The organism is Archangium sp., from assembly GCF_057119385.1.
Map to the genome: position 1 here is coordinate 1 of NZ_DBNGVP010000192.1, position 21,166 is coordinate 21,166.

21 protein-coding genes are annotated in these 21,166 nt (G+C 70.6%); 14 read left to right on the forward strand and 7 right to left on the reverse strand.

From position 1 onward, the window contains the following. The first annotated feature begins 357 nt into the window (after nucleotides 1–357). From AC16DP_RS45005 to AC16DP_RS45015, 3 genes are read left to right on the forward strand one after another with little or no spacing between them, the layout of a single operon-like run. On the forward strand, nucleotides 358–678 hold the full coding sequence (locus AC16DP_RS45005; RefSeq protein ID WP_329726871.1) for a hypothetical protein: 321 nt from the start codon (nucleotides 358–360) through the stop codon (nucleotides 676–678). A 9-nt stretch (nucleotides 679–687) separates the two neighbouring features. Then, the gene (locus AC16DP_RS45010; RefSeq protein ID WP_329726872.1) at nucleotides 688–1,455 is read left to right on the forward strand and encodes a DUF6310 domain-containing protein; all 768 of its coding nucleotides are present in this window, start codon (nucleotides 688–690) and stop codon (nucleotides 1,453–1,455) included. Then, nucleotides 1,455–2,210, forward strand: a complete 756-nt coding sequence (locus tag AC16DP_RS45015; protein ID WP_329726921.1) for a DUF5953 family protein — start codon at nucleotides 1,455–1,457, stop codon at nucleotides 2,208–2,210. The genes AC16DP_RS45010 and AC16DP_RS45015 overlap by 1 nt, the downstream gene beginning before the upstream one ends. A gap of 133 nt (nucleotides 2,211–2,343) precedes the next feature. Here AC16DP_RS45015 and AC16DP_RS45020 read toward each other — a convergent pair whose 3' ends face one another. Both AC16DP_RS45020 and AC16DP_RS45025 read right to left on the reverse strand, forming a co-directional pair. Further along, on the reverse strand, nucleotides 2,344–3,825 hold the full coding sequence (locus tag AC16DP_RS45020) for a DUF2252 domain-containing protein (RefSeq protein WP_329726873.1): 1,482 nt from the start codon (nucleotides 3,823–3,825) through the stop codon (nucleotides 2,344–2,346). Nucleotides 3,826–3,924: 99 nt separating this feature from the next. Next, a complete protein-coding gene (locus AC16DP_RS45025; protein ID WP_329726874.1) occupies nucleotides 3,925–4,251 on the reverse strand; it encodes a hypothetical protein in 327 nt (108 codons plus the stop codon). Nucleotides 4,252–4,380: 129 nt separating this feature from the next. Here AC16DP_RS45025 and AC16DP_RS45030 point away from each other — a divergent pair, with 129 nt between their 5' ends. Both AC16DP_RS45030 and AC16DP_RS45035 read left to right on the forward strand, forming a co-directional pair. Continuing rightward, the gene (locus AC16DP_RS45030) at nucleotides 4,381–5,124 is read left to right on the forward strand and encodes an NADPH-dependent F420 reductase (protein ID WP_329726875.1); all 744 of its coding nucleotides are present in this window, start codon (nucleotides 4,381–4,383) and stop codon (nucleotides 5,122–5,124) included. Nucleotides 5,125–5,236: 112 nt separating this feature from the next. Beyond that, nucleotides 5,237–5,638 carry a response regulator gene (locus AC16DP_RS45035; RefSeq protein WP_329726876.1) on the forward strand — a complete coding sequence of 134 codons (402 nt, stop codon included), beginning with the start codon at nucleotides 5,237–5,239 and terminating at the stop codon, nucleotides 5,636–5,638. 15 nt (nucleotides 5,639–5,653) lie between these two features. Here AC16DP_RS45035 and AC16DP_RS45040 read toward each other — a convergent pair whose 3' ends face one another. Next, the gene (locus tag AC16DP_RS45040) at nucleotides 5,654–7,009 is read right to left on the reverse strand and encodes a haloacid dehalogenase-like hydrolase (RefSeq protein WP_329726877.1); all 1,356 of its coding nucleotides are present in this window, start codon (nucleotides 7,007–7,009) and stop codon (nucleotides 5,654–5,656) included. 198 nt (nucleotides 7,010–7,207) lie between these two features. Between AC16DP_RS45040 and AC16DP_RS45045 the strand changes: the two genes are divergently transcribed. After that, nucleotides 7,208–8,581, forward strand: a complete 1,374-nt coding sequence (locus AC16DP_RS45045; RefSeq protein ID WP_329726878.1) for a metallophosphoesterase — start codon at nucleotides 7,208–7,210, stop codon at nucleotides 8,579–8,581. Nucleotides 8,582–8,607: 26 nt separating this feature from the next. On the opposite strand, the gene AC16DP_RS45050 is transcribed toward AC16DP_RS45045, so the two are convergent. Continuing rightward, complete coding sequence (locus AC16DP_RS45050; RefSeq protein WP_329726879.1) at nucleotides 8,608–9,249, reverse strand: alpha/beta fold hydrolase; 642 nt, start codon at nucleotides 9,247–9,249, stop codon at nucleotides 8,608–8,610. 130 nt (nucleotides 9,250–9,379) lie between these two features. Here AC16DP_RS45050 and AC16DP_RS45055 point away from each other — a divergent pair, with 130 nt between their 5' ends. From AC16DP_RS45055 to AC16DP_RS45080, 6 genes are all read left to right on the forward strand, one after another. Beyond that, on the forward strand, nucleotides 9,380–11,494 hold the full coding sequence (locus tag AC16DP_RS45055; RefSeq protein ID WP_329726880.1) for a dipeptidyl-peptidase 3 family protein: 2,115 nt from the start codon (nucleotides 9,380–9,382) through the stop codon (nucleotides 11,492–11,494). 41 nt (nucleotides 11,495–11,535) lie between these two features. Further along, complete coding sequence (locus AC16DP_RS45060; protein WP_329726881.1) at nucleotides 11,536–11,754, forward strand: hypothetical protein; 219 nt, start codon at nucleotides 11,536–11,538, stop codon at nucleotides 11,752–11,754. 64 nt (nucleotides 11,755–11,818) lie between these two features. Next, nucleotides 11,819–12,733: a hypothetical protein gene (locus tag AC16DP_RS45065; protein WP_329726882.1), complete on the forward strand. Its 915-nt coding sequence runs from the start codon at nucleotides 11,819–11,821 to the stop codon at nucleotides 12,731–12,733. A gap of 169 nt (nucleotides 12,734–12,902) precedes the next feature. After that, complete coding sequence (locus tag AC16DP_RS45070; RefSeq protein WP_329726883.1) at nucleotides 12,903–14,294, forward strand: hypothetical protein; 1,392 nt, start codon at nucleotides 12,903–12,905, stop codon at nucleotides 14,292–14,294. A gap of 206 nt (nucleotides 14,295–14,500) precedes the next feature. Further along, on the forward strand, nucleotides 14,501–15,031 hold the full coding sequence (locus AC16DP_RS45075; protein WP_329726884.1) for a hypothetical protein: 531 nt from the start codon (nucleotides 14,501–14,503) through the stop codon (nucleotides 15,029–15,031). Nucleotides 15,032–15,148: 117 nt separating this feature from the next. Further along, nucleotides 15,149–16,861, forward strand: a complete 1,713-nt coding sequence (locus tag AC16DP_RS45080) for a CotH kinase family protein (RefSeq protein WP_329726885.1) — start codon at nucleotides 15,149–15,151, stop codon at nucleotides 16,859–16,861. Nucleotides 16,862–16,864: 3 nt separating this feature from the next. Here the strand turns inward: AC16DP_RS45080 and gloA are convergent, their stop codons facing one another. Both gloA and AC16DP_RS45090 read right to left on the reverse strand, forming a co-directional pair. After that, the gene (gene gloA, locus AC16DP_RS45085; RefSeq protein WP_329726886.1) at nucleotides 16,865–17,251 is read right to left on the reverse strand and encodes a lactoylglutathione lyase; all 387 of its coding nucleotides are present in this window, start codon (nucleotides 17,249–17,251) and stop codon (nucleotides 16,865–16,867) included. 5 nt (nucleotides 17,252–17,256) lie between these two features. Then, nucleotides 17,257–17,988, reverse strand: coding sequence for a hypothetical protein (locus tag AC16DP_RS45090; protein ID WP_329726887.1), 732 nt, complete (start codon nucleotides 17,986–17,988; stop codon nucleotides 17,257–17,259). A gap of 109 nt (nucleotides 17,989–18,097) precedes the next feature. On the opposite strand from AC16DP_RS45090, the gene AC16DP_RS45095 reads away from it, so the two are divergent. Beyond that, nucleotides 18,098–18,595: a RebB family R body protein gene (locus AC16DP_RS45095; protein ID WP_329726888.1), complete on the forward strand. Its 498-nt coding sequence runs from the start codon at nucleotides 18,098–18,100 to the stop codon at nucleotides 18,593–18,595. Between the two features lie 36 nt (nucleotides 18,596–18,631). On the opposite strand, the gene AC16DP_RS45100 is transcribed toward AC16DP_RS45095, so the two are convergent. Continuing rightward, nucleotides 18,632–20,302 (reverse strand): ligand-binding sensor domain-containing protein, encoded by a 1,671-nt coding sequence (locus tag AC16DP_RS45100; RefSeq protein WP_329726889.1) that lies wholly within the window; start codon nucleotides 20,300–20,302, stop codon nucleotides 18,632–18,634. Nucleotides 20,303–20,488: 186 nt separating this feature from the next. On the opposite strand from AC16DP_RS45100, the gene AC16DP_RS45105 reads away from it, so the two are divergent. Further along, a complete protein-coding gene (locus tag AC16DP_RS45105; protein WP_329726890.1) occupies nucleotides 20,489–21,166 on the forward strand; it encodes an SOUL family heme-binding protein in 678 nt (225 codons plus the stop codon).

Sequence of the window (21,166 nt, forward strand, 5' to 3'; positions counted from 1 at the left end):
GCGCACCAGTCGGACCGCATCGGCCCTGTACTCCGGGGTGAAACTCCGCCTCTTCCTTCGCTCCATGAACACTACCTCCCGTGTAGCCGACTTATGAGGTGTGTCCACAAAACCGGGGCAGGCTCAAACTGCTGTTCAGCAGATACGCACCGCGAGACCAGCGCGCAACACTTCGCGTCACGTTTCGAGGTGGGTCGCCCGGCCGCCCCGCGAGGTAGGCCGATTTCGGCTCACGTAGAGGGGGGCACGACAGAAGAGGCCGCAAGTCCGGGCCTCTGCGGGCCACCCCCTCTGCATGGTTGGCCATCCCGCATCCTATCCTTCAGGACTCCTGTACCTGGGGGAAAGGCCAACGGCATGTTTGAGAAGCACCCGAGTCCTACAGTGGGGGAGGGCGGCGGAAAGCAGCTCGAGTCCCGGCGGCGCTCGCGGGGTAGGCCGTGGCTTGCCTCGCGTGCGTTGGTGCTGGTGGTTCTCGGGCTGCAGGCGGCGTGCGCGACGAGCTACCCCATGGGCGGGACGCTCACCGGCAGGCGCAGCTGGCGCCGCGCGGGTGGTCCCCAGGTGGCGGCCGAGGCGCCGCGCGAGGATCTGGTGGTCACCCACCTCCAGCGTGCGGCGAAGCTGCCCTGGACGGACGGGGGCCGGTGCGTCGTTGAGGAGGCGGGCCAGCCATAGGCCGACCTGGTGGAGCGGTGCTACCACGCGCTCGACCACGAGCGGGTGCGGTTCAGGGACACCACGGGGCGGTGCTCGGTCGCCTCCGCCGGCGCCGGGGCCTTGGGCATCGGGCTCTGTGTCCTGGCGGCGCCCGAGCTGGCCGTGGGCGCGGTGGTCGTCGTGGGCGTGGTGGTGGTGGGCTTCGCCATTTCAGAGGCGCTGGAGGCGTACGAGAAGCGGGGCCGTCCCCAGGTGCGGCCGCCGCCAACGCTGCCCGTGCCCGAGACACGGCCCGTGCCGGAAGCGCGGCCGGTGACGGAGACGAAGCCCGCTCCGCCGGAGCTCAAGAAGAAGCGGCGGCCCAAGAGGAAGCCCGAGGGAGAGGACCGGCCGCCAGGGCCGGCCCCCGAGCCCACAGACAGGGAGCGCGAGCGCAAGTGCGAGGCCATCCCGGTGCCTCATAAGGGCGGTAACAAGGCGCACAACACGTGCGCCGACGGGTATCCGCCCAACCGCTGGCCCGGGATGGATGCAGAGGTAGATGGCAAGAACTTCGACGCGCTTCAGGTGGGAGTGCGGGTGCTGTGGGAAATCAAGGTCGAGTACTTCGACGGGTACAACGACTTCCTTCGGAGGATCACGGTTGAGAGGGAGATTGAGGAGTTCAAGGAGTATCGGGCGATTGCGCGGTCCTGTGGATATGCCTTCAAGGTTGGAGTAATCAGCGAAGCCCACAAGGCAGCGCTTCTAGATAGAGACGACACTTTCGACATCGTCGTCACGGGGTGCAAATGATGACCACTCGAGCCAGTCTCCATCTGCACGTCTTCGCACCAGCGCTCACGGGCGACGACGGGCGCCCGCTCGCGGCCGTTGAGGGGATGGAGCGGGCACTCCCCGGGTTGCGATTGGCGTGGCGGGTTTCGAAAGCGGGGCGGCCCATTGCGCTTCCGCAGCGCGAGGCGTGGCTGGCTGAGACAGCGGCGGCCGGCGAGTTCGGGTTGCTGTGTAATGGGGACGAGAGATTCCCGGTGACGGTGACTGGGCGGAGAGAGCGCGAGAGTGACAGTCCGGGCGGTGAGCCACTGCTGCTGGTCTACGCGGCGCTGCCGCAGGATGAGCCCGTTGTCGCTGCGGCAGTGGACATGTTGGAGAACGTCGCGGAGGGCGTGCGCGCCCGGTGGGGATCCGTGGCGCCAAGCCCCGTGAGGCAGGTCATCGCGGCGCAGACGGGCCCGAAGTCTGGGGGACCGGAACGTCCTCCTCACGGGCTGCCGATGCTCAAGCTCCCATGGAATATCCGCTCGCCCAATGTTCCCAGGTACATTGGGTGGATAAACTACTGGTCCGCCACCGCTGCGGAGGCCATCGGCTTTCCGGATCCTGCGCGCGATGCCGAGCTGCTGGCGCGGGCCCGGCGGACGGCGTCGGGCGGGTGGGTGGTGAGCCTCACCGATGCGCCGCTCGACCTGGACAACCCCGCGCACCTGGAGGCGCTCAAACGGGCCTACGAGCGATTCCCGGAGATCGGTGGGCGCTCGGAGGCGTGAGGAAGAAAAACCCCGGCCCGAGGAGACCTCGGAGCCAGGGCTGTCGTCGCAGTAACCGTTCACCGGATTGGCTTGGTTGAAGCAAGCCCAATACAGAGGCTGAGCGCGGCGAGGAGCCCGGGGGCTCGGTACGTCAGTGCACGAGCCCCCGTTCCGCCTCGCGGGCGTGGGCCTCGAGGAAGCATGCGGAGTCCTCGTCCATCTGGTCCGCGTAACGGACGGCGAAGTCGGCCATGGCTTCGTCGAAGCAGGAGCGGCTCCCGAGATAGCCGGCGATGGTGGCCGCATCCCCGGTGCGCGCGTGCGCCCGGGCCAGTGTGGCGCCACAGGCGTCCGCGTAGTCCAGGAACGCGCCCGCCGTCATCTTCTCCACGTCCAGCGAGCCCTTCATGTCGCGCAGTTGCCGGACGTAGAAGGCTCCCATCCCCTCCACCTCCGTCCACCCGAGGAACAGGTCCGAGAAGGCCTGCATCCGCCGCTGGCCCACCACCACGCGCTCGCCCGCGCTCTTCGCTCCGCTCGGCCCCAGGTGTGGCTCGAGCACCGACGCCTGCGCCTCCTTCACCTGCAGCACCAATGGGTCCGCCGCGCCGTTGCCCTGGCACAGCACCACGTAGGCCTGCATCCCCACGCTTCCCACTCCCACCACCTTGAAACCCCACTCCAATCGCTTGTAGCGCAGGCACAGGTCTCTCACCGCCCCGTCCAGTGAGGCCAGGTAGCCCTCCGTCAGCCGCTTCATCCGCCGGTGCAGCTCCCCCCGCGAGATGCCCAGCTTCACCGCCGACAGCGGGAAGAGCAGGGGCGGTTGGTACGCGAGGTGACGACGTCCCTCGTGCTCCTCGGTGAGCTTCTCCACCGCGTGGGCACTGGTGTGGCGCCGCGCCTTCTCCGCGGCCTCGGCCGCCACCGGCGCCGTCCGCCGCGAGGCGTGCGCCAGCTCCGCCGCCTCCACGCGCAGGGACCACACCTCCAGCAGCCCCGCCCCCGCCAGCCGCCGCATCATCCGCCGGTAGGCCTTCACCGCCCTCCGCGCCGCCTTCCTCGCGCAGCCCGGGCCGAAGCCGTTGCACCTCGCCGCCACCACGCAGCTCGCCGCCAGGCGCTTCACGTCCCACTCGAAGGGCCCCGGCAATGTCTCGTCGAAGTCGTTGAGGTCGAAGATGAGGTGGCGCTCCGGCGTGGCGAACAGCCCGAAGTTGGCCAGGTGCGCGTCCCCGCTCAGCTGGCACCGCAAGCCACTCACCGGCGTGTGCGCCAGGTCCCCCGCCATCACGAAGGGCGTGCCGCGCAGGAAGGCGAAGCTCGACTCCGCCATGCGCTCATGGCGCACCGGCACCAGCCAGGGCAACCGCGTGGCATCCGAGCGCTTCAGCTGCGCGAGCGGCTCCCTCCCCCGGAAGGGCTTCCATCGGCCGTGGGCACTCCGGGGACAGCGCTTGCGCAGGGCCCTCCCGGCCTCCATTCGCTCGTCGATGCTCCGGGAGTCCGGCTTCGGCAGCCGCGAGGGCGGACGCGTCCGGGGTGTCCGCCGCACCCGCTGCTGGGGCTCGGCCGAGACGAGGGGCACTTTCGTGGCTCCCAGGTCCTCCAGTTCCGTGTCCTCCCGCTCCATGAGCCTCGCGCTCCTGAAGCGCAACGGTGCGGCTTCCGGGGAGGACTCGGAAGCCCCCTTGCGAGGTGCTGCCTGTCTGCCTGCCTGCCCGGCCCGCGTTCAGTAGGAGATGCAGGTGATGGTGGCCGAGCCGTACAGGTCCCCGCCGCAGGAGTTGTACGGGCTCGTCGAGCTGGCCACGCACCGGCTTCCGAAGCTCTGGCAGTACGCGATGGAGTACTTCTTCCACTCGTCGTAGTTCATGCAGCTCGTCGGGGTCTTCACGTCGCTGGTGGCCGGACACGACATGGCCTGCACCGTGCCTCCCGTGGACTCCTGGCTCGCCACCTGCTCCGGCGCGCCCGTCTCCTCCGTCTCCGACCCGCCACAGCCACCCAGCGCCATCGCCACCGCCACCACGGTCCACCGCATCGCGCGCTTCATCATCGTCTTGTTCCTCCCTGTTGCGTCGTTCGTGTGCCGCCGTCCATCCCGGCACCGCGCTTCATGAAATAGAGTTTTCCAGGAAAATCAAGGTAGGGCTGTTTGTTCGCGAGCAGGGGGGACGTCCTGCCCGTGGCACACGCCGGAACACTCCTGGCGTGGCGCTCCGCTTCTTCACTACAAACGCGGCGAACTGGCGCAGGAGAGGACCCTCACATGGCAACCCTTGGATTCATTGGCGCGGGACACATCGGGAGCACCCTGGCGAAGCTCGCGATCGCCGCCGGGTATGACGTGGTGCTCAGCAACTCACGAGGCCCGGAGTCCCTCTCCAGCCTCATCGCCGAGCTCGGCCCCAAGGCCCGCGCGGCCACGCCCGAGCAGGCCGCCGCCGCCGGGGACCTCGTCGTGGTGACCATTCCTCTCAAGGCCTACAAGTCCGTCCCCGTCGCGCCCCTCGCGGGCAAGCTCGTCATCGACACCAACAACTACTACCCCGGCCGCGATGGCCGCATCCCCGAGCTCGACGCGGAGACCACCACCAGCAGCGAGCTGCTCCAGGCCCACCTGCCGAAGTCCCAGGTGGTCAAGGCCTTCAACGTCATCTACTTCAAGCACCTCGAGGAGCAGCGGCAGCCCGCCGGCTCGAAGGAGCGCCGCGCCCTGCCCATCGCCGGGGACGACGCCCAGGCGAAGAAGACCGTGGCCGCGTTGATCGACACCTTCGGCTTCGACGTGGTCGACGTGGGCCCGCTCTCCGAGGGTTGGCGCTTCCAGCCCGACCTGCCCGCCTACTACCACCGCCACAACGCCGAGGAGCTGAAGGCGGCGCTCGGCAAGGCCCGGCGCTACGCCGAGCTCAAGCAGCGCGACTGAGGGAGCACCTCGTCGCCTGAGGTACTCCGGGGCCGTCGCTTGCTGAACACCGCCGCGTGCCCCCGGTTCGACAGACGTGGAGTCTTCCAGGATTCTGCTCGTGGGGGGCTCCATGCCGCGCACCGTGCTCATCGTCGATGACAGCGACACCATCCGGCACATCCTCAAGGTCTACTTGATGAAGCTGAAGCTGGACTTCCTCGACGCGGACCGGGGAGACCGGGGGCTGCGGCTGCTGGGCGCGAGCCCCGTGGACCTGGTCATCGCGGACTTCAACATGCCGGGGATGAGTGGCCTGGACTTCGTGCGCCAGGTGCGCGCCGACATGCGGCCCGAGGTGAGCCGCGTTCCCCTCCTGCTGCTCACCGGTGGCAAGGCGCCGGACCTCGAGCGGCGGGCGCTGGAGGCGGGCGCCTCCGAGTTCGTGCGCAAGCCCATCTCCAGCTCGGCGCTCTCGGCCGTGGTGCGCCGCCACCTGGCGCTGCCCGAGGACCTGGACGGCCTCGTCGCCTGAGCTCCAGGGAGTGCGTCAAGGCAGCGCGTAGACGCTGTCCGCGTAGTCCTGGGGGAAGCGGTTGCCGGCCTCGTCGGTGATGGGCTGTCCGGCCGCGTCCAGGGCGGTGGTGCACGGGTAGCTGGCCGTCTGCTGGGCGCGAGGCTGGACGAACATGGGCTGCACCAGCCACGAGCCCTGGTGGTTCGCGTACGCGTTGCACATGAGCTGCACCTTGTTGCGGTTGATGGCCAGCTTGAGGTGCGTCGCGTCCTGCACGAAGGCGAGGTCCGTGTCCGAGTCTCCCGCCGCGAACACCTGGCGCGCGCTCGCCTCCGCCTGGCGCGTCAGCTGCCGCTCCGGGGGCTGGCGGAAGATGAGCTTGTTGATCCAACAGCGCTTGCCCTGGTCATAGGTGATGAGCGTGTCCGCGCCATCGGCCACGCCGCCGCAGCCCTGGAAGTGCGCCGTCACGCGGCCCCGCGCGTCCGTCAGGCTCCGGATGCCAATCACCCGGTGGGGCTTGATGCCGGTGAGCTCCTCGGAGATGGCGTCGATGACGAACTGGGGCGAGGCGGTGGCCACCCAGACGTCGAAGCCGTTGACCTGCAGCGTCTCGATGAGGTCCACCATCTCCTCGTACACCTGCACGTGGTAGGCGAGCCCCGTCGTGGTGCCCACCACCTGCGTGGTGCCCGGCGGGTTGAAGGCGTTCTCCGCGTAGGCCGAGCGGGCGAAGCCGCGAATCTCCTCGGGGGTGTAGCCGGCCTGCAGCTGCGCCACCCAGGCATACGCGGTGTTGAGCGTCAGGGTGATGGGGTGGCTCCACGCGGCCTGGCCCGCGCGCGTCTGGCCCCGGTTGTAGATGCTGACGAGCTCGTCCGCGCAGCCGGAGTAGATGGCCGTCTCGAGGGGCTCGCCGGGATCGGCGGCGGTGTCACACGCGTCGTTGAGGGCCGCGCGGGCCTCGAGCGTCAGGTGGCGGCTGGTGGTGCTCCAGTCCTTGTCCGCGGGCTGGAGCACCTTGTCGTGCTTGAGCATCCAGAAGAACGTGGCGTCGCCCAGGTCGTTCTTCACGATGGTGTTGTCCCAGTCGAACACGGCCACGGGGCGGTTCTTCGGATCGAACGTGGGGCTGGCGATGCCCAGCGTGGAGATCATCGTGTTGATGCGGGTGCGGTTCTCCGGGAGCCAGCGGCCGACCTTGTCGTCGAGCAGGCGCACCGGAATGGGAACGCCGTCCCTGCCCGGAGTGCCCTGAGGACCGGCGGGCCCCTCGGCGCCCTCGGGACCCTGGGGGCCCGAGCAGGCGAGCACGCCGCTGGCGAGACCTCCGGCCAGGGCGAGCGTGGAGAGGCGGAAACCTGCGAGGCGTCTGGGGAAGGAAGGCATGGGGTGGCTCCTGTGGTGGAGGGCCGCGGCGGAGGTCGGGCTCCGAGGCGTCGGACCCGCGGTGGGTGGATGATAGGGGAGGCCCCGGAGCCCCGTGAAATGGGCCGGGATTGCTCCGTGCTCCAAGCGCTCCGGGTGAGGGGGATTCACCCCGAGGTGCGTTATCCTTCGAGCATTCCGCAGTGAGGGGGGCGTGACATGCGTACCGTCATCGTGAGTGATCTGCACCTGGGCAACGGCCAGGGTTACGACATCTTCGCGGGCGCCGAGGCGCTGCCCGCCTTCCTGGAGCAGTTCACCCGAGAGCCCACCCGCGTGGTGTTCAACGGCGACTCGGTGGACTTCCTCATGAACGAGGATCCGCTGGAGCTGACGGTGGAGCGGGCCGTGGCGCAGGCCCGGGCGATGGTGGACTCGGCGCCCACGTCCCAGGTGTTCCGCGCACTGGGACGGGTGCTGGCCGCCGGAGGCGAAGGGGTGGTGCGCCTGGGCAACCACGACGTGGAGCTGGCGCTGCCCGAGGTGCGGGAGGTGTTCCGCCAGGCGCTCGGCCAGCCTCCCGAGGTGGCGCGGCGTCTGGTGTTCGAGTCCGGAGACGCGCCCCGGGTGCTCGAGGTGGGCGGCGCGCGCGTGCTGCTGGCGCACGGCGAGCAGAACGACGCCTGGAACAAGGTGGACTACGCGCGGCTGCCCGGCCCGGGTGTCACGGACGCGTCCGGCTTCACCTATGCCGTCGGCTCGCTGCTGGTGAAGAAGCTGCTCAATCCGCTCAAGCGCGAGTACGGCATGCGCTTCGCGGATCTGCTCGTGCCGGACATGCGCGGCGCGGTGATGGCCGCGCTCGCCGTCAACCCGGGCGCGGTGAAGCTCGTGTTCCAGCGCTCCTCGCTCAACCTCCTGTGGCAGCTCCTACGCCGGGGCCTGGCGCCCGTGACGTTCAACCCGGAGGACGAGCCGTCCGAGCCGGAGCTGGGCCTGGCCGAGCGGGTGAAGGCCGCGGGCCTCACGGAGCAGGAGGAGCTGGCGCTGGAGGAGTTGCTGTCGGACGGGCCGCTCAGCTTCGGCGGGGACGCATCCGAGCAGGAGAGCGCCCGGACGAAGCTGGGCCTCCACGCGCTGCGCGCCTACGCGCGGCTGCACCGGGCGCTCGCGGGGGCGCAGGGCGAGCGGTACTTCGACCTGGCGCCCACGGAGCCCGAGCTGGAGGAGGCGCGCCGGCTGGCGAGGAAGTACACGGCGGACGCCGTCATCTTCGGCCACACCCACGCGGCGCGCTGGCAGCGGGCCGAGGACGTGCTGTACGCGAACTCGGGCACGTGGATCTGGCTGATGCGGCTGCCGGCGGCGGACGCCCCCGAGTCCGTGTGGACGGAGTTCCTCCAGGAGCTGCGGAACAACCCCGGGCTGGATGCCGGGCGGCAGGTGCTGGCCCGGCTGGAGTCGCGCTTCAACGCGGTGCTGTGTGGCCCGCATGCGGCGGGCGGCGCCGAGGTGTCGCTGGTGGAGTGGAAGCCGGACGCGGGAATCCAGGTGCTGGCCTCGGCCCGCGTGGCGCCCACCCGGGTGCTTTGACCCACTGCGTCACCGGGCGGACAGCGCTACCCGAGGGGCGCTTCGCCGACGTGCGTGGAGGCCTGCGCGAGGAGGAAGCCGAGGAGGACGCGGTTGAAGTCCTCGGGGCGCTCGAGGTTGGGCAGGTGTCCCACGCCGGGGAGGGTGACGCGGGTGAGGGCGGGCACGCGCCGCGCGAGCAGCTCCGCGTTGCTCCGCAGGGCGGGGCTCGCCTTGTCCCCCACCACGACGAGCGTGGGCACGAGGAGCTGCTCCAGCCGGGTGAAGGCCGGGGGCTCCAGGAAGTGGGGGAGGTGGACTTCCGCCAGGCCTCGCATGTGGTCGAGCGTCCACTCGGGCGCGACGAGGACGAGACAGGAGACACGCTCGGGAAAGGCCAGGGCGAAGTCGAGCGCGACGCGTCCGCCGAACGACTGGCCGACGACGTGGGTCCGGTCCATCGAGAAGTGGTCGAGCAGGGCGCGGAGATCCTCGTGGGGCGCGTAGGGCTGTCCCTCGGGAGCGACCGTCCAGCCGAAGCCCCGCTGGTCATAACGCAGGGTGGTGAAGTGCCGGGCCAGCGGCCCCACCTGTCCGTCCCACAGGCGCAGGTCGAGCAGGCCGCCGTGGAGCAACACGACCGGGAAGCCATCGCCCTGGAGCTCGTAGTGCAGGCGTGCCCCGTTCACCGGAGCGAAATCCCGGACGGGTGGAGGAGGAGTGGTCATGCCCGGTAGATGGTATGCACGGGCCACCGCGGGTGGCGGATGTCCCCGGGTGCCAACCCATGCCGCCCGTTGAACGTTTCCCGGAGCCTCCATGAAAGCCCTCTTCCTGGCGGCGGCACTGGCCGCCAATCCGCAGCCCGCACGGACTCCCGCCCCGAGCACGCCTCCCGCCGAGGCCGCCCCGTCGTTCTTCGTGGAGCGGCTCGGCCATGACGCCATCGCCCGGATATACGCGCCGGGTGTGTCCGCGCTCTCCCGGGACGAGAAGCGCGTGGCCTGGTACCTGTCGCTCGCGGCGCACGCGGGCGAGGAGATCGCCTATGACCAGCTCGGCTGGGACACGGTGGCGCTCAAGCGGCTGCTGGAGGGCGTGTACCTCTTCGGCCGCGAGGGCCATGCGGAGCCGGGCTCGTTCGACGCGAAGCTCGCGGACTACCTGGCGCGCTTCTACGGCCAGACGGGCAACCATGATCAGACGACGGGCCAGAAGTTCGTCCCCGCCTTCACCCCGGCCGAGCTGGAGGCCGCGGCGCTGCGGGCGCTGAAGGCCGGAGCCCCGCTGGGCGTGAAGGACGAGGCGGCGCTGAAGACGTGGCTGGGAGGCCTGAGGCCCTCGCTCTTCGACGCGGGCTTCGAGCCGCAGCTCACCTCGAAGGCGCCGCCGCCGGGGCAGGACATCCTCACGGCCTCGGCGAACACGGCGTATGGCCGGGGCGTGACGTTGAAGGACCTGGAGGGCTTCCAGGAGAAGAATCCGCTCAACTCGCGCGTGGTGAAGGTGGACGGGAAGTTGGTGGAGCAGGTGTTCCGCACGGGGACGCCCGACGGGAAGGTGCCGCGGGGCCTGTACGCGGCGGAGCTCTCGCGCGTCAGCGCCCACCTGCGCGAGGCGGCGAAGTCCGCGCCCAAGGAGCAGAAGGCGGCGCTCGAGAAGCTGGTGCGCTACTTCGAGACGGGGGACCTGAAGGACTGGGACGCGTACAACATCGCCTGGCTGAAGGCGAACCCCACGGTGGACGCCAACCTCGGCTTCATCGAGACGTACGTGGACGCGCGGGGCCAGAAGGGCCAGTGGGAGGCGCTCATCAACTACCGCGATGCGCGGGAGAACCAGGTGATGGAGCTCATCGCCCGGCGGGCACAGGCCTTCGAGAACGGAATGCCCTGGCCGGACAAGTACAAGCGCAAGAAGGTGGCGACGCCGGTGGCCAAGGCCATCAGCCTGGTGACGAGCCCTCCGGGGCCGCCGGCCGGCATCAACCTGCCCAACGAGCAGCACATCCGCGAGAAGTACGGCAGCAAGAGCGTGCTGGTGGCCAACGTGATGGAGGCCGCGGCGGCGATGAAGCGGCTGCCGCTGGCCATCGAGTTCTCCCGGACGCCCGAGGAGGCGGCGAGGTCTCGCCAGTACACGGTCACGGCGCGCAAGTGGCTGGTGGCGTTCCACGAGGTGATGGGACACGCCTCGGGGCAGGTGGATCCGAAGCTGGAGGGAGGGCCCTCGCGCTACCTGAAGGAGTACGACAACACGCTGGAGGAGGCGCGCGCGGACCTGGTGGCGCTGTGGCACGTCTTCGACCCGTCGCTGGCCTCGCTGTCGCCGGAGCACGAGCGCATCGCCGAGCAGATGTACCGGGACTACCTGGTGGAGGGGCTCACCAACCTGAATCAGGTGCCGGAGGGAGACACCTTCGAGGAGGACCACCAGCGAGGCCACCACATGACGGTGAACTTCCTGATGGAGAAGGGCGCGGTGAAGCAGGTGGTGGAGGGTGGCGGGGAGGGGAAGCCGGGACGCACGTACTGGGTGGTGGAGGACTACGGGAAGATGCGCGCGGCGGTGGGTGAGCTGCTCTCGAAGCTGATGGTCATCAAGGCCACGGGGGACTACGAGGGCATCCGGAAGCTGGTGCAGGAGAAGGGAATCCGGTTCGACCCGAAGCTGCGCGACGAGGTGGTGGCGCGGGTGCGAGCGGTGGAGGTGCCGGCGGACGTGCTGCTGATTTCACCGAGGCTGGTGCCGGTGGTGGACGGGAAGGGGCAGGTGGCGGACGTGAAGGTGCGGCACGACCAGGGCTTCATCGACCAGCACCTGGAGCGGAGCGTGCTGGGCAGGCTGCCGCCGGCCGAGGCCACCCGGGTGGCGGCGCGGCTCGCGGAGACCCCGGAGGCGCTGGCGGAGGAGTACCGGAAACTGGCGCGATGACCCCTGAAGCAACTTCCGGCGCGGGGGCGCGATAACGAAGCATGAAGGTCAGCGCACTCCCCGAGAGCGTCACCACCGCGTTGTCCAAGCTCTCCACTGCCCAGCAGGAGGTGCTGGACAAGGCTCCGGCCGAGATGAAGCCCTTCCTCGAGGCGCAGTTCAAGATGTCGCAGGAGCAGCAGTTGGGGGAGTGGATCACCAGGATGATGAAGGGGGACCACGAGCAGGCCACGAGTGTCCTGCGCAACATTGGTGGCTGAGCCGGGCAGAGCTCCTGGACTCCTGGCCCGGGGGCGGTAGTTTCCTCCCTCGAGGACTCTACCCATGCCCTTCTCCGTCTGGTTGACGTCGCACCGCCGCATCGAGGACGTCCGGGCCGGTGCTCCGGACCAGCTGACCCTCGAGAACCTGCGTGCCTGCCTGGACCTGCTCGCGCGCTCGCGCCCCATGCGAGCCGCGCTCCGGCCCGATGGTTCCACCTGGGTGTTCCGCGCGGGGGAGTCGCTCGCGCTGGCCCCGCTGCTGTGGGCGGGGCTGCGGCCCAACAATGGCCCCCAGGCGGGCACCCTCCATCTCTCGGTGAGTGTCACCAGTCCCTTCTTCATGGCCAACGTGTTCGAGCTGCTGTCGTTCGCGGCCCTGGTGAACGAGGAGCTGGGACTGAATGCCTTCGAGGGTGTGCGGGGCCGTGAGGTGACGGTCGAGTCCCATCGCGAGCTGCTGGATGTGCAGGGCTCGTACTCGCGGGACCTGGCGCGCGCCTGGCAGCAGAACCGCGAGCAGCTCCACACGAACCTCCAGATGCCGCTCGAGTTCCCCGCGGGCCAGCAGGACGAGGCCCCCAACCTGCTGATGTTGCGGCTCGAGCACCCGAAGCCGCCCCCGCTGGCGGAGTTGCTGGCGGAGCCACCGGAAGGCCAGGACGTGGAGATCCGCGGGCCGCAGGCGGTCTGGTTCGATCGCGCCACCCAGGCCCCGGTGACGTGGTTCCTCCTCAACAACCCGCAGGAGGTGCTCATCTGGCCGCAATGGGGGGAGGCCCCCTTCGCACAGACGGCGCACTCCATCTTCGAGGTGGCCGTGCGGCTGAGGGCGCGTGCCGGCGGGCGGCTGATCTGGAACGGAGAGCCCGTCACCCCGGAGCGGACCTCCTGGTTGCAGCGCTACCCGGAACTGCTCGGCGTCGAGCTCCTCCAGTACGTCCTGCTCGGCTGGGAGCCCGTCACCGTCCGGGTGTAGGCTTCACCGCTCCTCACGGAGGCTGTCCGCGTCTGTCGGACCTACGCCCACCCGCGAAAGCGGAGGCGGTTGATCCAATCCGCGGCCCTCCCGTCAAACAGAGCCAGAGCGCGCTTCCGGAACCTGGCCGGATGGCCGGAGGTGGCGCCTTGTGCGTGAGGAGACGACCTTGAAGACGACGACGCTTCGCAACCTCTTTGCCGCGCTGGTGGTGCTGGGACTGGGCACGGGGTGTGGCAACACGGTGCAGGTGAAGGGCCGGGTGACGGACGGTGAGGGGACGCAGCCGCAGGCAATCGTGGCTGGAGCCGCTTCAATCGGAGGCTCGGGCACGGTGTCGGCGACGACGAAGGTGCGCGCCAGCTCCGTGGGGCCGGATGGCAGGACGACGGTGCTGGCCGAGGGCACGCTGGAGGCCCGGGGCTACTACACGCTGGACGTCCCCGCGGGTGAGGAGCAGCTGGTGCTGGAGGCGGTGGATGCCTCGGGCCAGGTGGTGGCCTCGGCGCTGCTCGAGGCGACCGCCGAGGGCAAGGACGTGGTCGCCGCGCCCATGGACTCGGAGACCTCGCTCGAGGCCGAGGTCTTCCTGCGGATGATGGCGGACAAGTCGCAGTCGGAGTCGGTGGACATGGTGGACGTGCGCGCCCGCATCACCGCCCACATGGCGGCGGCGGCGCGGCAGGGCGCCTCCACCACCGAGGCCTTCCGCTCCCGCGTGAAGGCACTGGCGGACGCGGTGCGCGCGGCGCAGCAGGCGGAGCTGGAGATGTACGCCAAGGCCGGGGTGCAGACGAGCCAGACGGCCCTCTTCGAGCAGGAGCTCGCGGCGGCGGCGGCGCTGAGCGCGGGGCTGGAGGGCGGCGGCCCGGTGAACGAGCTCTACGATGCGTTCCACGCGGAGCTGCGCGCGGCGGCCGAGCGGCTGGGCGCCAAGGTGGAGCAGCAGGCTCGGGCCGAGCGCGCGGCGAGCGCTTCCTTCCGCGCCACGGTGAAGGCGCGGCTGCCGGCGGAGGACGCGCGGCCGCTGGTGGACGCGGCGCTGCGGGCCTCGGCGGGCGTGGAGGCGCGGGCCTCGGGCGCGGCGCTGTCGGCCCTCCTCTCGGCGGGTGGCGCGGTGGATGACGTGAAGCAGCAGGCGCTGACGGCCAGCACCACGCTGCGCACCCAGGTGCGCGCCTCCACGAGCGCGGCCATGGCGGCCAATGCCTTCGCCAGCTTCGAGTCGAGCGTGTCGGGCAGCGCCGATCTCCAGGCCTCGGTGCTGGGCCGCTACCTCGGGGTGAACGCGACCACCCAGCTCACGCTGGGCCTGGCGGTGCAGGCCACGGTGACGGCGGCGGCGGCGCTGGACACGACGCTGGACGCGGCGGTCTCCTCGGCGGTGTCGGCGGACGCGGTGAATGTCTCGATGCTGGCCACGAAGACGGCCGAGGCCTACCAGGCCTATGAGACGGCGGTGCGGGCGCAGGCCAGCGCGCTGGCCGTGTTCGGCGCGAAGGCGAACCCCGCGGTGGAGGTGCTGCTCGTGGCCGAGGGCTCCTTCCAGATGGGCCTGTAGCTCAACGGGAGCCCGGCGTGCCCGGGGTGGACACGGTGACCGGGCGGGTCGGCCTGTCCTGACAGTCTGTCCCGCGTCCCGGGACGTATCGCAGTCAGTCTGTCGTTGTCGCGCGCCACGCCCCTCTCGTGCACCCGAGCAGGCAAGCGTGGCGCGTGCATTGCACGGGGCCTCGTCCATTGCGCGAGAGCGCGGAGGGGGAACCCATGCGTGGATTCAAGAAGCTGTGCTGGATGGCATTGGCTGTGGTGGCGGTCCTGGGCGCTGGCTGTGGTGGCGGAGGGCTCACCCTCGAGGAGCAGACGCGCCTGGTGGGCTCCTACCGGCTGCCGCAGGACGGCGTTCCCAACAACAACGCCCCCGTGGGGCCATTCTGCTGCACGGGGAAGACGCTCATCGTCCAGGCGCCCGATGGGGAGGGGGTGCTCGGCCACGCCTACTTCTTCGGCTGGGAGGGCCAGGCGTACAACTTCGAGGGGGGCTCGGGTGCCCCGGACCTCATCCTCCGGGTGAGCGGCCGGTCGACGCTGGACTCCGGACATGTCGAGGAGGAGAAGGGGCAGATCTCCTTCACGGCCGCGGAGCTGAAGGCTGGAGTCTCCCGGCGCACGCGAGTGGGGCCGCTCGAGTACATCGTCACCGTGGATCGCGTGGAGACGCTCGACTACGACGGCCGCCCGTACTTCCGCATGGACTCGCTGGAGGTCTCGGTGGATGTCCTGCGGGTGAAGGGCTGAGCGTCACGGTCTGGCGGAGGGCAGGGAGGCAGCCGAGGGGCCGCTGGTCCAGCTCCCGCCCGGGTACCTCTTCCGTGCCGGAATGATTACTCCTCCCTCCACGGCGGGGAGGGGGACATGAGGGGCAGCGGGTGGTGGGGCCGGTGCGCGCTGGTGCTGGTGGCGTGTCTCGGAGGTGTGGGGTGCGAGTCGTCGCGGGACGGGGACGGCTCGCTCGGAACGGGCGGGGACACGGTCTCTCCCGGGGAGTCGGCTTCGCCCGTGCCCTCGGACGGAACGCCGCCCGCTCCACCTCCGGATGACCCGGCGCCTCCGGCTTCACCGGACGCGGGCACACCCGAGCCGGCTCCGGTCCCACCGGCTCCAAAGCCCACCCTCTGCGCGCCCACGGGAGACGGTCCCCACGGGCTCCAGGAGGGCGAGCCCCTGACGGTGACGTTCCGCTGCGGCACCGGCTACTCGGCACCAGGGCTGCGCTTCAGCGTGTCGCCCCTGCCGGCCGGGGCGAGCCTGGACGAGGCGAGTGGCACCTTCCGGTGGACACCGGGCAAGGCCCAGGCGGACGTGTGGCTGCTCACCGTCACCGAGCACAGCACGGGCGAAACGGGTGTGGTGAAGGTGGGCGTGGCCGACAACTGGCTGGCCCCGGGCAACGTGCGGGAGCTCAACCCCGTCACGTACACCGAGGAGTATGGGCTGCCGGTGTTCCACCTCTCCTTCGAGGGCACGCTCACGGCGGGCGGCTACCGTCCGGTGCAACTCGTCTACCGCGGGCACCGCTACACCGCCGAGGCCAAGTACCGCGGCGCCACCTCCAGCATCTTCCCCAAGCGCAACTACACCTTCAAATTCGACAAGGAAGACCCGTTCAACGAGCCGGAGCTCGCGGGCGGTTTCACCGGCCGGCGCAACCTGGTGCTCATCACCAGCTTCAATGACAACTCGTACCTGCGGCCGAGGCTCGCCTTCGACTTGTGGAACCGGATGTCGCCGGACCACGTGCAGGTGAAGACGTACAGCGCGGTGCTCTACGTGAACGGGCGCTTCTGGGGCCTCTTCACCGTGGCGGACCACGTGGACGAGCACCTCCTGGAGCGTCACGGCCTCTCCGACGATGGAGATCTCTTCAAGGCGGTGGAGGCGGACGCGAACTTCTCGCGGCTCGACAAGAGTGGCGCGCCCAAGCAGCCGCTGGAGCTGGGCTTCGAGAAGAAGGAGGGCACGCCCAAGGATGGATGGGTGGGTGCCTATGACACGCTCAACGCGCTCACCGCCTTCATCGCGGACTCGGACCGGGAGACGTTCCGCACGCAGTGGGGCTCGCGGCTGAACACGCGGGACTACGAGGACTGGTGGATCTTCAATACGGCCATCCTCGGCACGGACTCGGGCGCGAAGAACGCCTACCACTCCTATGATCCCGCGAAGCGGGCGCCCTGGCGCTTCATTCCGTGGGACCTCGACGCGAGCTTCGGCCAGAATTGGGACACGCGCCGCATCGGGCCCACGGTCCTGCTGGACTTCTCCGGGGGCAACCGGCTCTTCGCCCGCATGCTGGAGGAGCCCTCCATCTCCGGGCCCATGCGCGAGCGCTACCGCTCGCTGCTGCGCGGCCCACTGTCGAAGGAGGAGGTGCTGAAGCTCCTCGACGGCTACGTGCGGGAAATCCACCCCGTGGCCCTGCGGGACGAGGCGCGCTGGCTCCAGCAGTACCGCACCTTCGAGCGCTGGAGCGATCGCACCGACTTCACCACCCATGAGCAGGAGGTGGAGTACCTGCGCCGGTGGGTGGAGGAGCGGTGGAACCTGCTGGAGCGGCGGCTGCCGTAGGGCTCAGGAGCCCTGCTGGATGAGCTCCACCCGGTAGCCATCCGGATCCTCGACGAAGGCGATGACGGTGGTGCCGTGCTTCATGGGGCCCGGCTCGCGCACCACCTTGCCGCCGGCCTCGCGGATGGTGTCGCAGGTGGCGTGGATGTCCTTCACGCCCAGGGCGATGTGGCCGTAGGCATTGCCCAGCTCGTACTTCGAGGTGTCCCAGTTGTGCGTGAGCTCGAGGGCCGGGTGGGTGTCCTCGGGGCCGTAGCCCACGAAGGCCAGGGTGAACTTGCCGTCCGGGTAGTCCTTGCGGCGCAGCAACTGCATTCCGAGGACGCGGGTGTAGAAGTCGAGCGACTTGTCCAGGTCGCCCACGCGCAGCATGGTGTGGAGGATTCGCATGCGCGCTACATACCCTGGAACATGCGCGTCCAGGCCTGCAACCGTCGCTGCAGCGCGGTGAGTGTCCAGAGGTCGGCGGGGTTGTCCGGGGCCACGGCCGCGAGCGCCCGCTCCAGGTGGGGCAGGGCGCCGGGCTCGCACCACTCGGAGAGCCGGCGCAGGGCGGACAGCGAGGGGCCCACCTCCAGCGCGGCCAGCAGTGTGTGCACCACGCGCGGGCTGCGCTCGCGGCACAGCCGGTCCACCGCCTCGTGCCGCTCCTCGAAGGAGGACTCGGGGTGCAGCAGCACCGCGGAGAGCGCCTGGAAGGTCTCCTCGGGCAGCAGCGGTCGAGGTGCCGGGTGGGGCCAGTGCTCGAGCGTGATGCCGGTGGGCCCCGCCGCGCTGCACTCGCGCTTCACCCCGTCCTCGCCGAGCAGCTCCAGCAGCCGCCCCGCGGAGGGCGTGCCCGCTTCCAGCACCCGCCGGGCCCTCGTGGTCAGCGCCGCCGAGTGCCCGAGCAGGTGCAGACGCAGCACGGACACTTCTTCCCGCGCGCAGGCCTCCTTCTGCACCCGCTTCCACTTCACGAAGACCTCGGCGAGCCCCCGCTCGTGCACGTACCAGCGGTACTCCAGCCACACGGCGCTCAGGCGCTCGTCGAAGCGCGGGTCCTCGGGCTCGTACATCCGGGCGGCGCCCTCCTCCATGCCCTGGAAGGAGGTGTCCAGCAACGCCTGCACGTGGCTCAGTCGCATGGGGGCAAGGCGCAGTGTGCCATGAAAGGCCGCTCGACGGCGCCGGGCTGGAGGGCTTTACTCCCGGGGAGGTGGTGGCACCGCGGTGCCCCGCATTCCCAGGAGGAACATGATGGCGGATGGCGACAAGGTGATTCTGGCGACGCTCGGCGCCGAGGCGGAGTTGGTGCGGCTCGGGACGGCGGTGGCCGATGTGCTGGCGAAGCTCAACGAGGTCTCCGCGCAGCAGCAGCGGAGCATCCTGCAGCTCGTGGTGGATGCGCGCGTGGCCAGTGAGTCCGTGCGCGGCCCCGCGCCCGAGTCGAAGTCCGCCTCCCTTCCCCCCATCGAGCCCGCGCAGTCCGTGGCTCCGGCGGAGCGGGCTCCGGAGTCCGGCGCGCCCTCGGCCCACCCCGACGAGGCGCGCGCGCGGGCCCTGGCCACCGTCTACGAGGCGGCGGCGCAGGCGCTCGGCCTGGCGTTCCAGAACGCGGTGGCCAACCAGCAGCAGCTCAACACCCTGGGGCAGGCGGCGCTGAGCCAGTCGGCCGTGCTCGTGCTCTCGTCCGGCTCCTCCGGCGAGTCGCAGGGCGCGTCCCAGCCGGCCAGTGTCCTCAAGGCCGGCTGAGCCCGCACCCGAGGGCCCGGGGCGGAGGGGGGCCGCTCAGCGCCGGGTGAGGGCGGCCGGGGCGCTCCAGTCCAGCTGGGAGAGGCCACCCTCCGTGCCGAAGAGGACCGTGCCCTCCTCCACCAGCAGGGCGTACACGCGTGGATCCGCGAGCCTCGGCAGCGGGCGCACCGTGCCGCTCCGCGCGTCGTAGTGCGCCGCGCCCAGCAGCGTGCCGAGCAGCGCGCCACCCGGCACCAGCGCCGCCGACACCACGTAGCGGCTCGGCAGGCCCTCCGCGTCGCGCACCCGCGCCCAGCGCTCGCCGTCGAAGTAGCTGAAGCCGTCCTGGCATGTGCCCACCACCGCGCGCCCCTCCGCGTCCGCCGAGAGCGCCGTCACCCAGTTGTCCGTGAGGTGCTTGCCGTCGTGGAAGCGCGTCCACTGCGTGCCGTCCCAGCGCAAGAGGCCCCGGTCCTCGCTCGCCACCCAGAGGTAGCGCCCGGCGCCGTGCGCCCCCGAGACATGCGTGCTCCAACCCTCGGGCAGCGGCAGCCGCTTCGCCAGCTCGAGCGGCTGGCTCGCCCGCTTCACGAAGGAGGTGCCCCGCCCATCCACCAGCGCGACGCCGTCCTCGGTGTCCGGCACCGCCGCCAGCACCGACAGCTTGCCGAGCGCCACCGGATTGCGGCCTCCGTACGCCATGGGCGTCCACGTCTTCCCGTCATACAGGCCCAGTCCGTACATGGTGGCCACGTAGAGGTTGCGCCCGTCGCTGGCCAGGCCCAGCACGTGGTTGCTCGGGAGGTGGGGCGCGCGGAACGTCCGCCACTTCCCGTCGGGCTGCTCCCAGCACACGCCCTTGTCGAAGGTGCCCACCACCCGCAGGCCCTGGTGCCTCGTCAGCGCGGTGATGTGGTTGCCGCACAGCTGGCCCGTGGGCGTCACCCGCTTCCACTCCGCGCCCTGACGCCGGAAGACGCCCTGGCCCCGCGTGCCCGCCCACGCCACGCCATTCAGCTCCACGGTGCTCGTGGTGCCCGGGGGTAGTGCCCGGGCCTCGCCGGAGCGCTCGCCCCACCGCCGCGCCTCGCCCTCGGCGCCGAGCACCCGCGTCCCGCCCTTCGCATCCTTCGCATACGCGAGCGGGCCCGCGGGCACGGGCAGCGACACGAGCCCCTCGGCTCCCAGGGTGAAGGCGCCCTCGGTGGTGCCCACGCGCAGCGCGCCGTCCGTCTCCTCCAGCATCCGCACCGGCCCCGGCACCGTCCACATGCGCCCCGAGCCCGGCGCCATCACCCGCCCGTCCGCCGTGCCCAGGTAGCCCTCGGTGAAGGCCGTGTACGTGGGGCCCGCGGGCAGCCGCTCCGAGAGCCAGCCCAGCGCCGCGCGGTAGAGCTCCGCGTTCATCCCGCCCTCGGCCGGCAGCGCGTGCCACTTCGCCCCCACCACCGGCTGCACGCGCCAGCGCTTGTCCACCGCCACCACGCCCTCGTCCGTGGCCGCGAAGAGCTCGTCCCCCGCCACCTCCAGCGCGCGGCAGAAGTGGCTCGGCAGGCCGTCCTCCACCGTCAGCGTGCGCACCGCTCGGCCCGAGCGGTGGAAGAGCTCCAGGCCGCCCTCGGTGCAGGCCACCACGTGGCCGTTGTACGTGGCGAGGTCATGCACCAGCTCGGTGTTGGTGACGGTGGCGGAGAGCAGGGCGGCGGTCAGGGTGGAGAGCAGCATGCCTGGCTGCATTGCGAAGCCCGGGCCAGCGCGTAACCGCTCGGAATTCCTGGGCTGCGTCTCCCTCGGGCCTCGGAGTGTGGCCGGGCGCCAGCACCGGGTGGCCGGGGGAGTGGCGAATGGCCGACGCCGCCATGTCCGCGAGGGCAGGGCTCTGGAATCAGAGGGAGTGACTACCTCCTCCGCATGAACAAGCAGACGCGGACGGTGTTGTGGGCTTCCGGGACGGTGCTGGCGGGCGCGCTGGGGTGGGCGGGCTGGCGGTTGCTCCAGGAGAGGAACCTCGAGGAGCCCGGGTACCGGGTGCTGAGCGTGAAGCAGGGCGTGGAGCTGCGCGAGTACGTGCCCTCCCTCGTGGCGGTGACGGAGGTGGAGGGCGAGTTCGACGCGAGCCTCAACGAGGGCTTCCGGCGGATCGCGGGCTACATCTTCGGAGGCAACCGGAGCAAGCAGTCCATCTCCATGACGGCGCCGGTGGGCGTGCAGCGCGCCAGCGGCTCCGGGGAGAGCGAGCGCATCGCCATGACGGCCCCGGTGGGCATGCAGCGCAGCGGCCAGGTGTGGCGCATCACCTTCGTGATGCCCTCGGAGTACACGCTGGAGACGCTGCCGGAGCCGGTGGACGCGCGGGTGCGCCTGGAGACGGTACCGGGCAGACGCGTGGCCGTCCGGAGCTTCTCCGGCTCGGCCCCCGAGTCCGTGGCGAAGGCCGAGCAGGCGCGGCTGCTGGAGGACCTGCGCGCACAGGGCCTGAGCCCCGTGGGCGAGCCGGTGCTCGCCCAGTACAACTCGCCCTTCATGCCCCCCTTCCTGCGCCGCAACGAAATCCTCGTCGACGTGCAGGCGGTGGAGCCGGTGCACTGA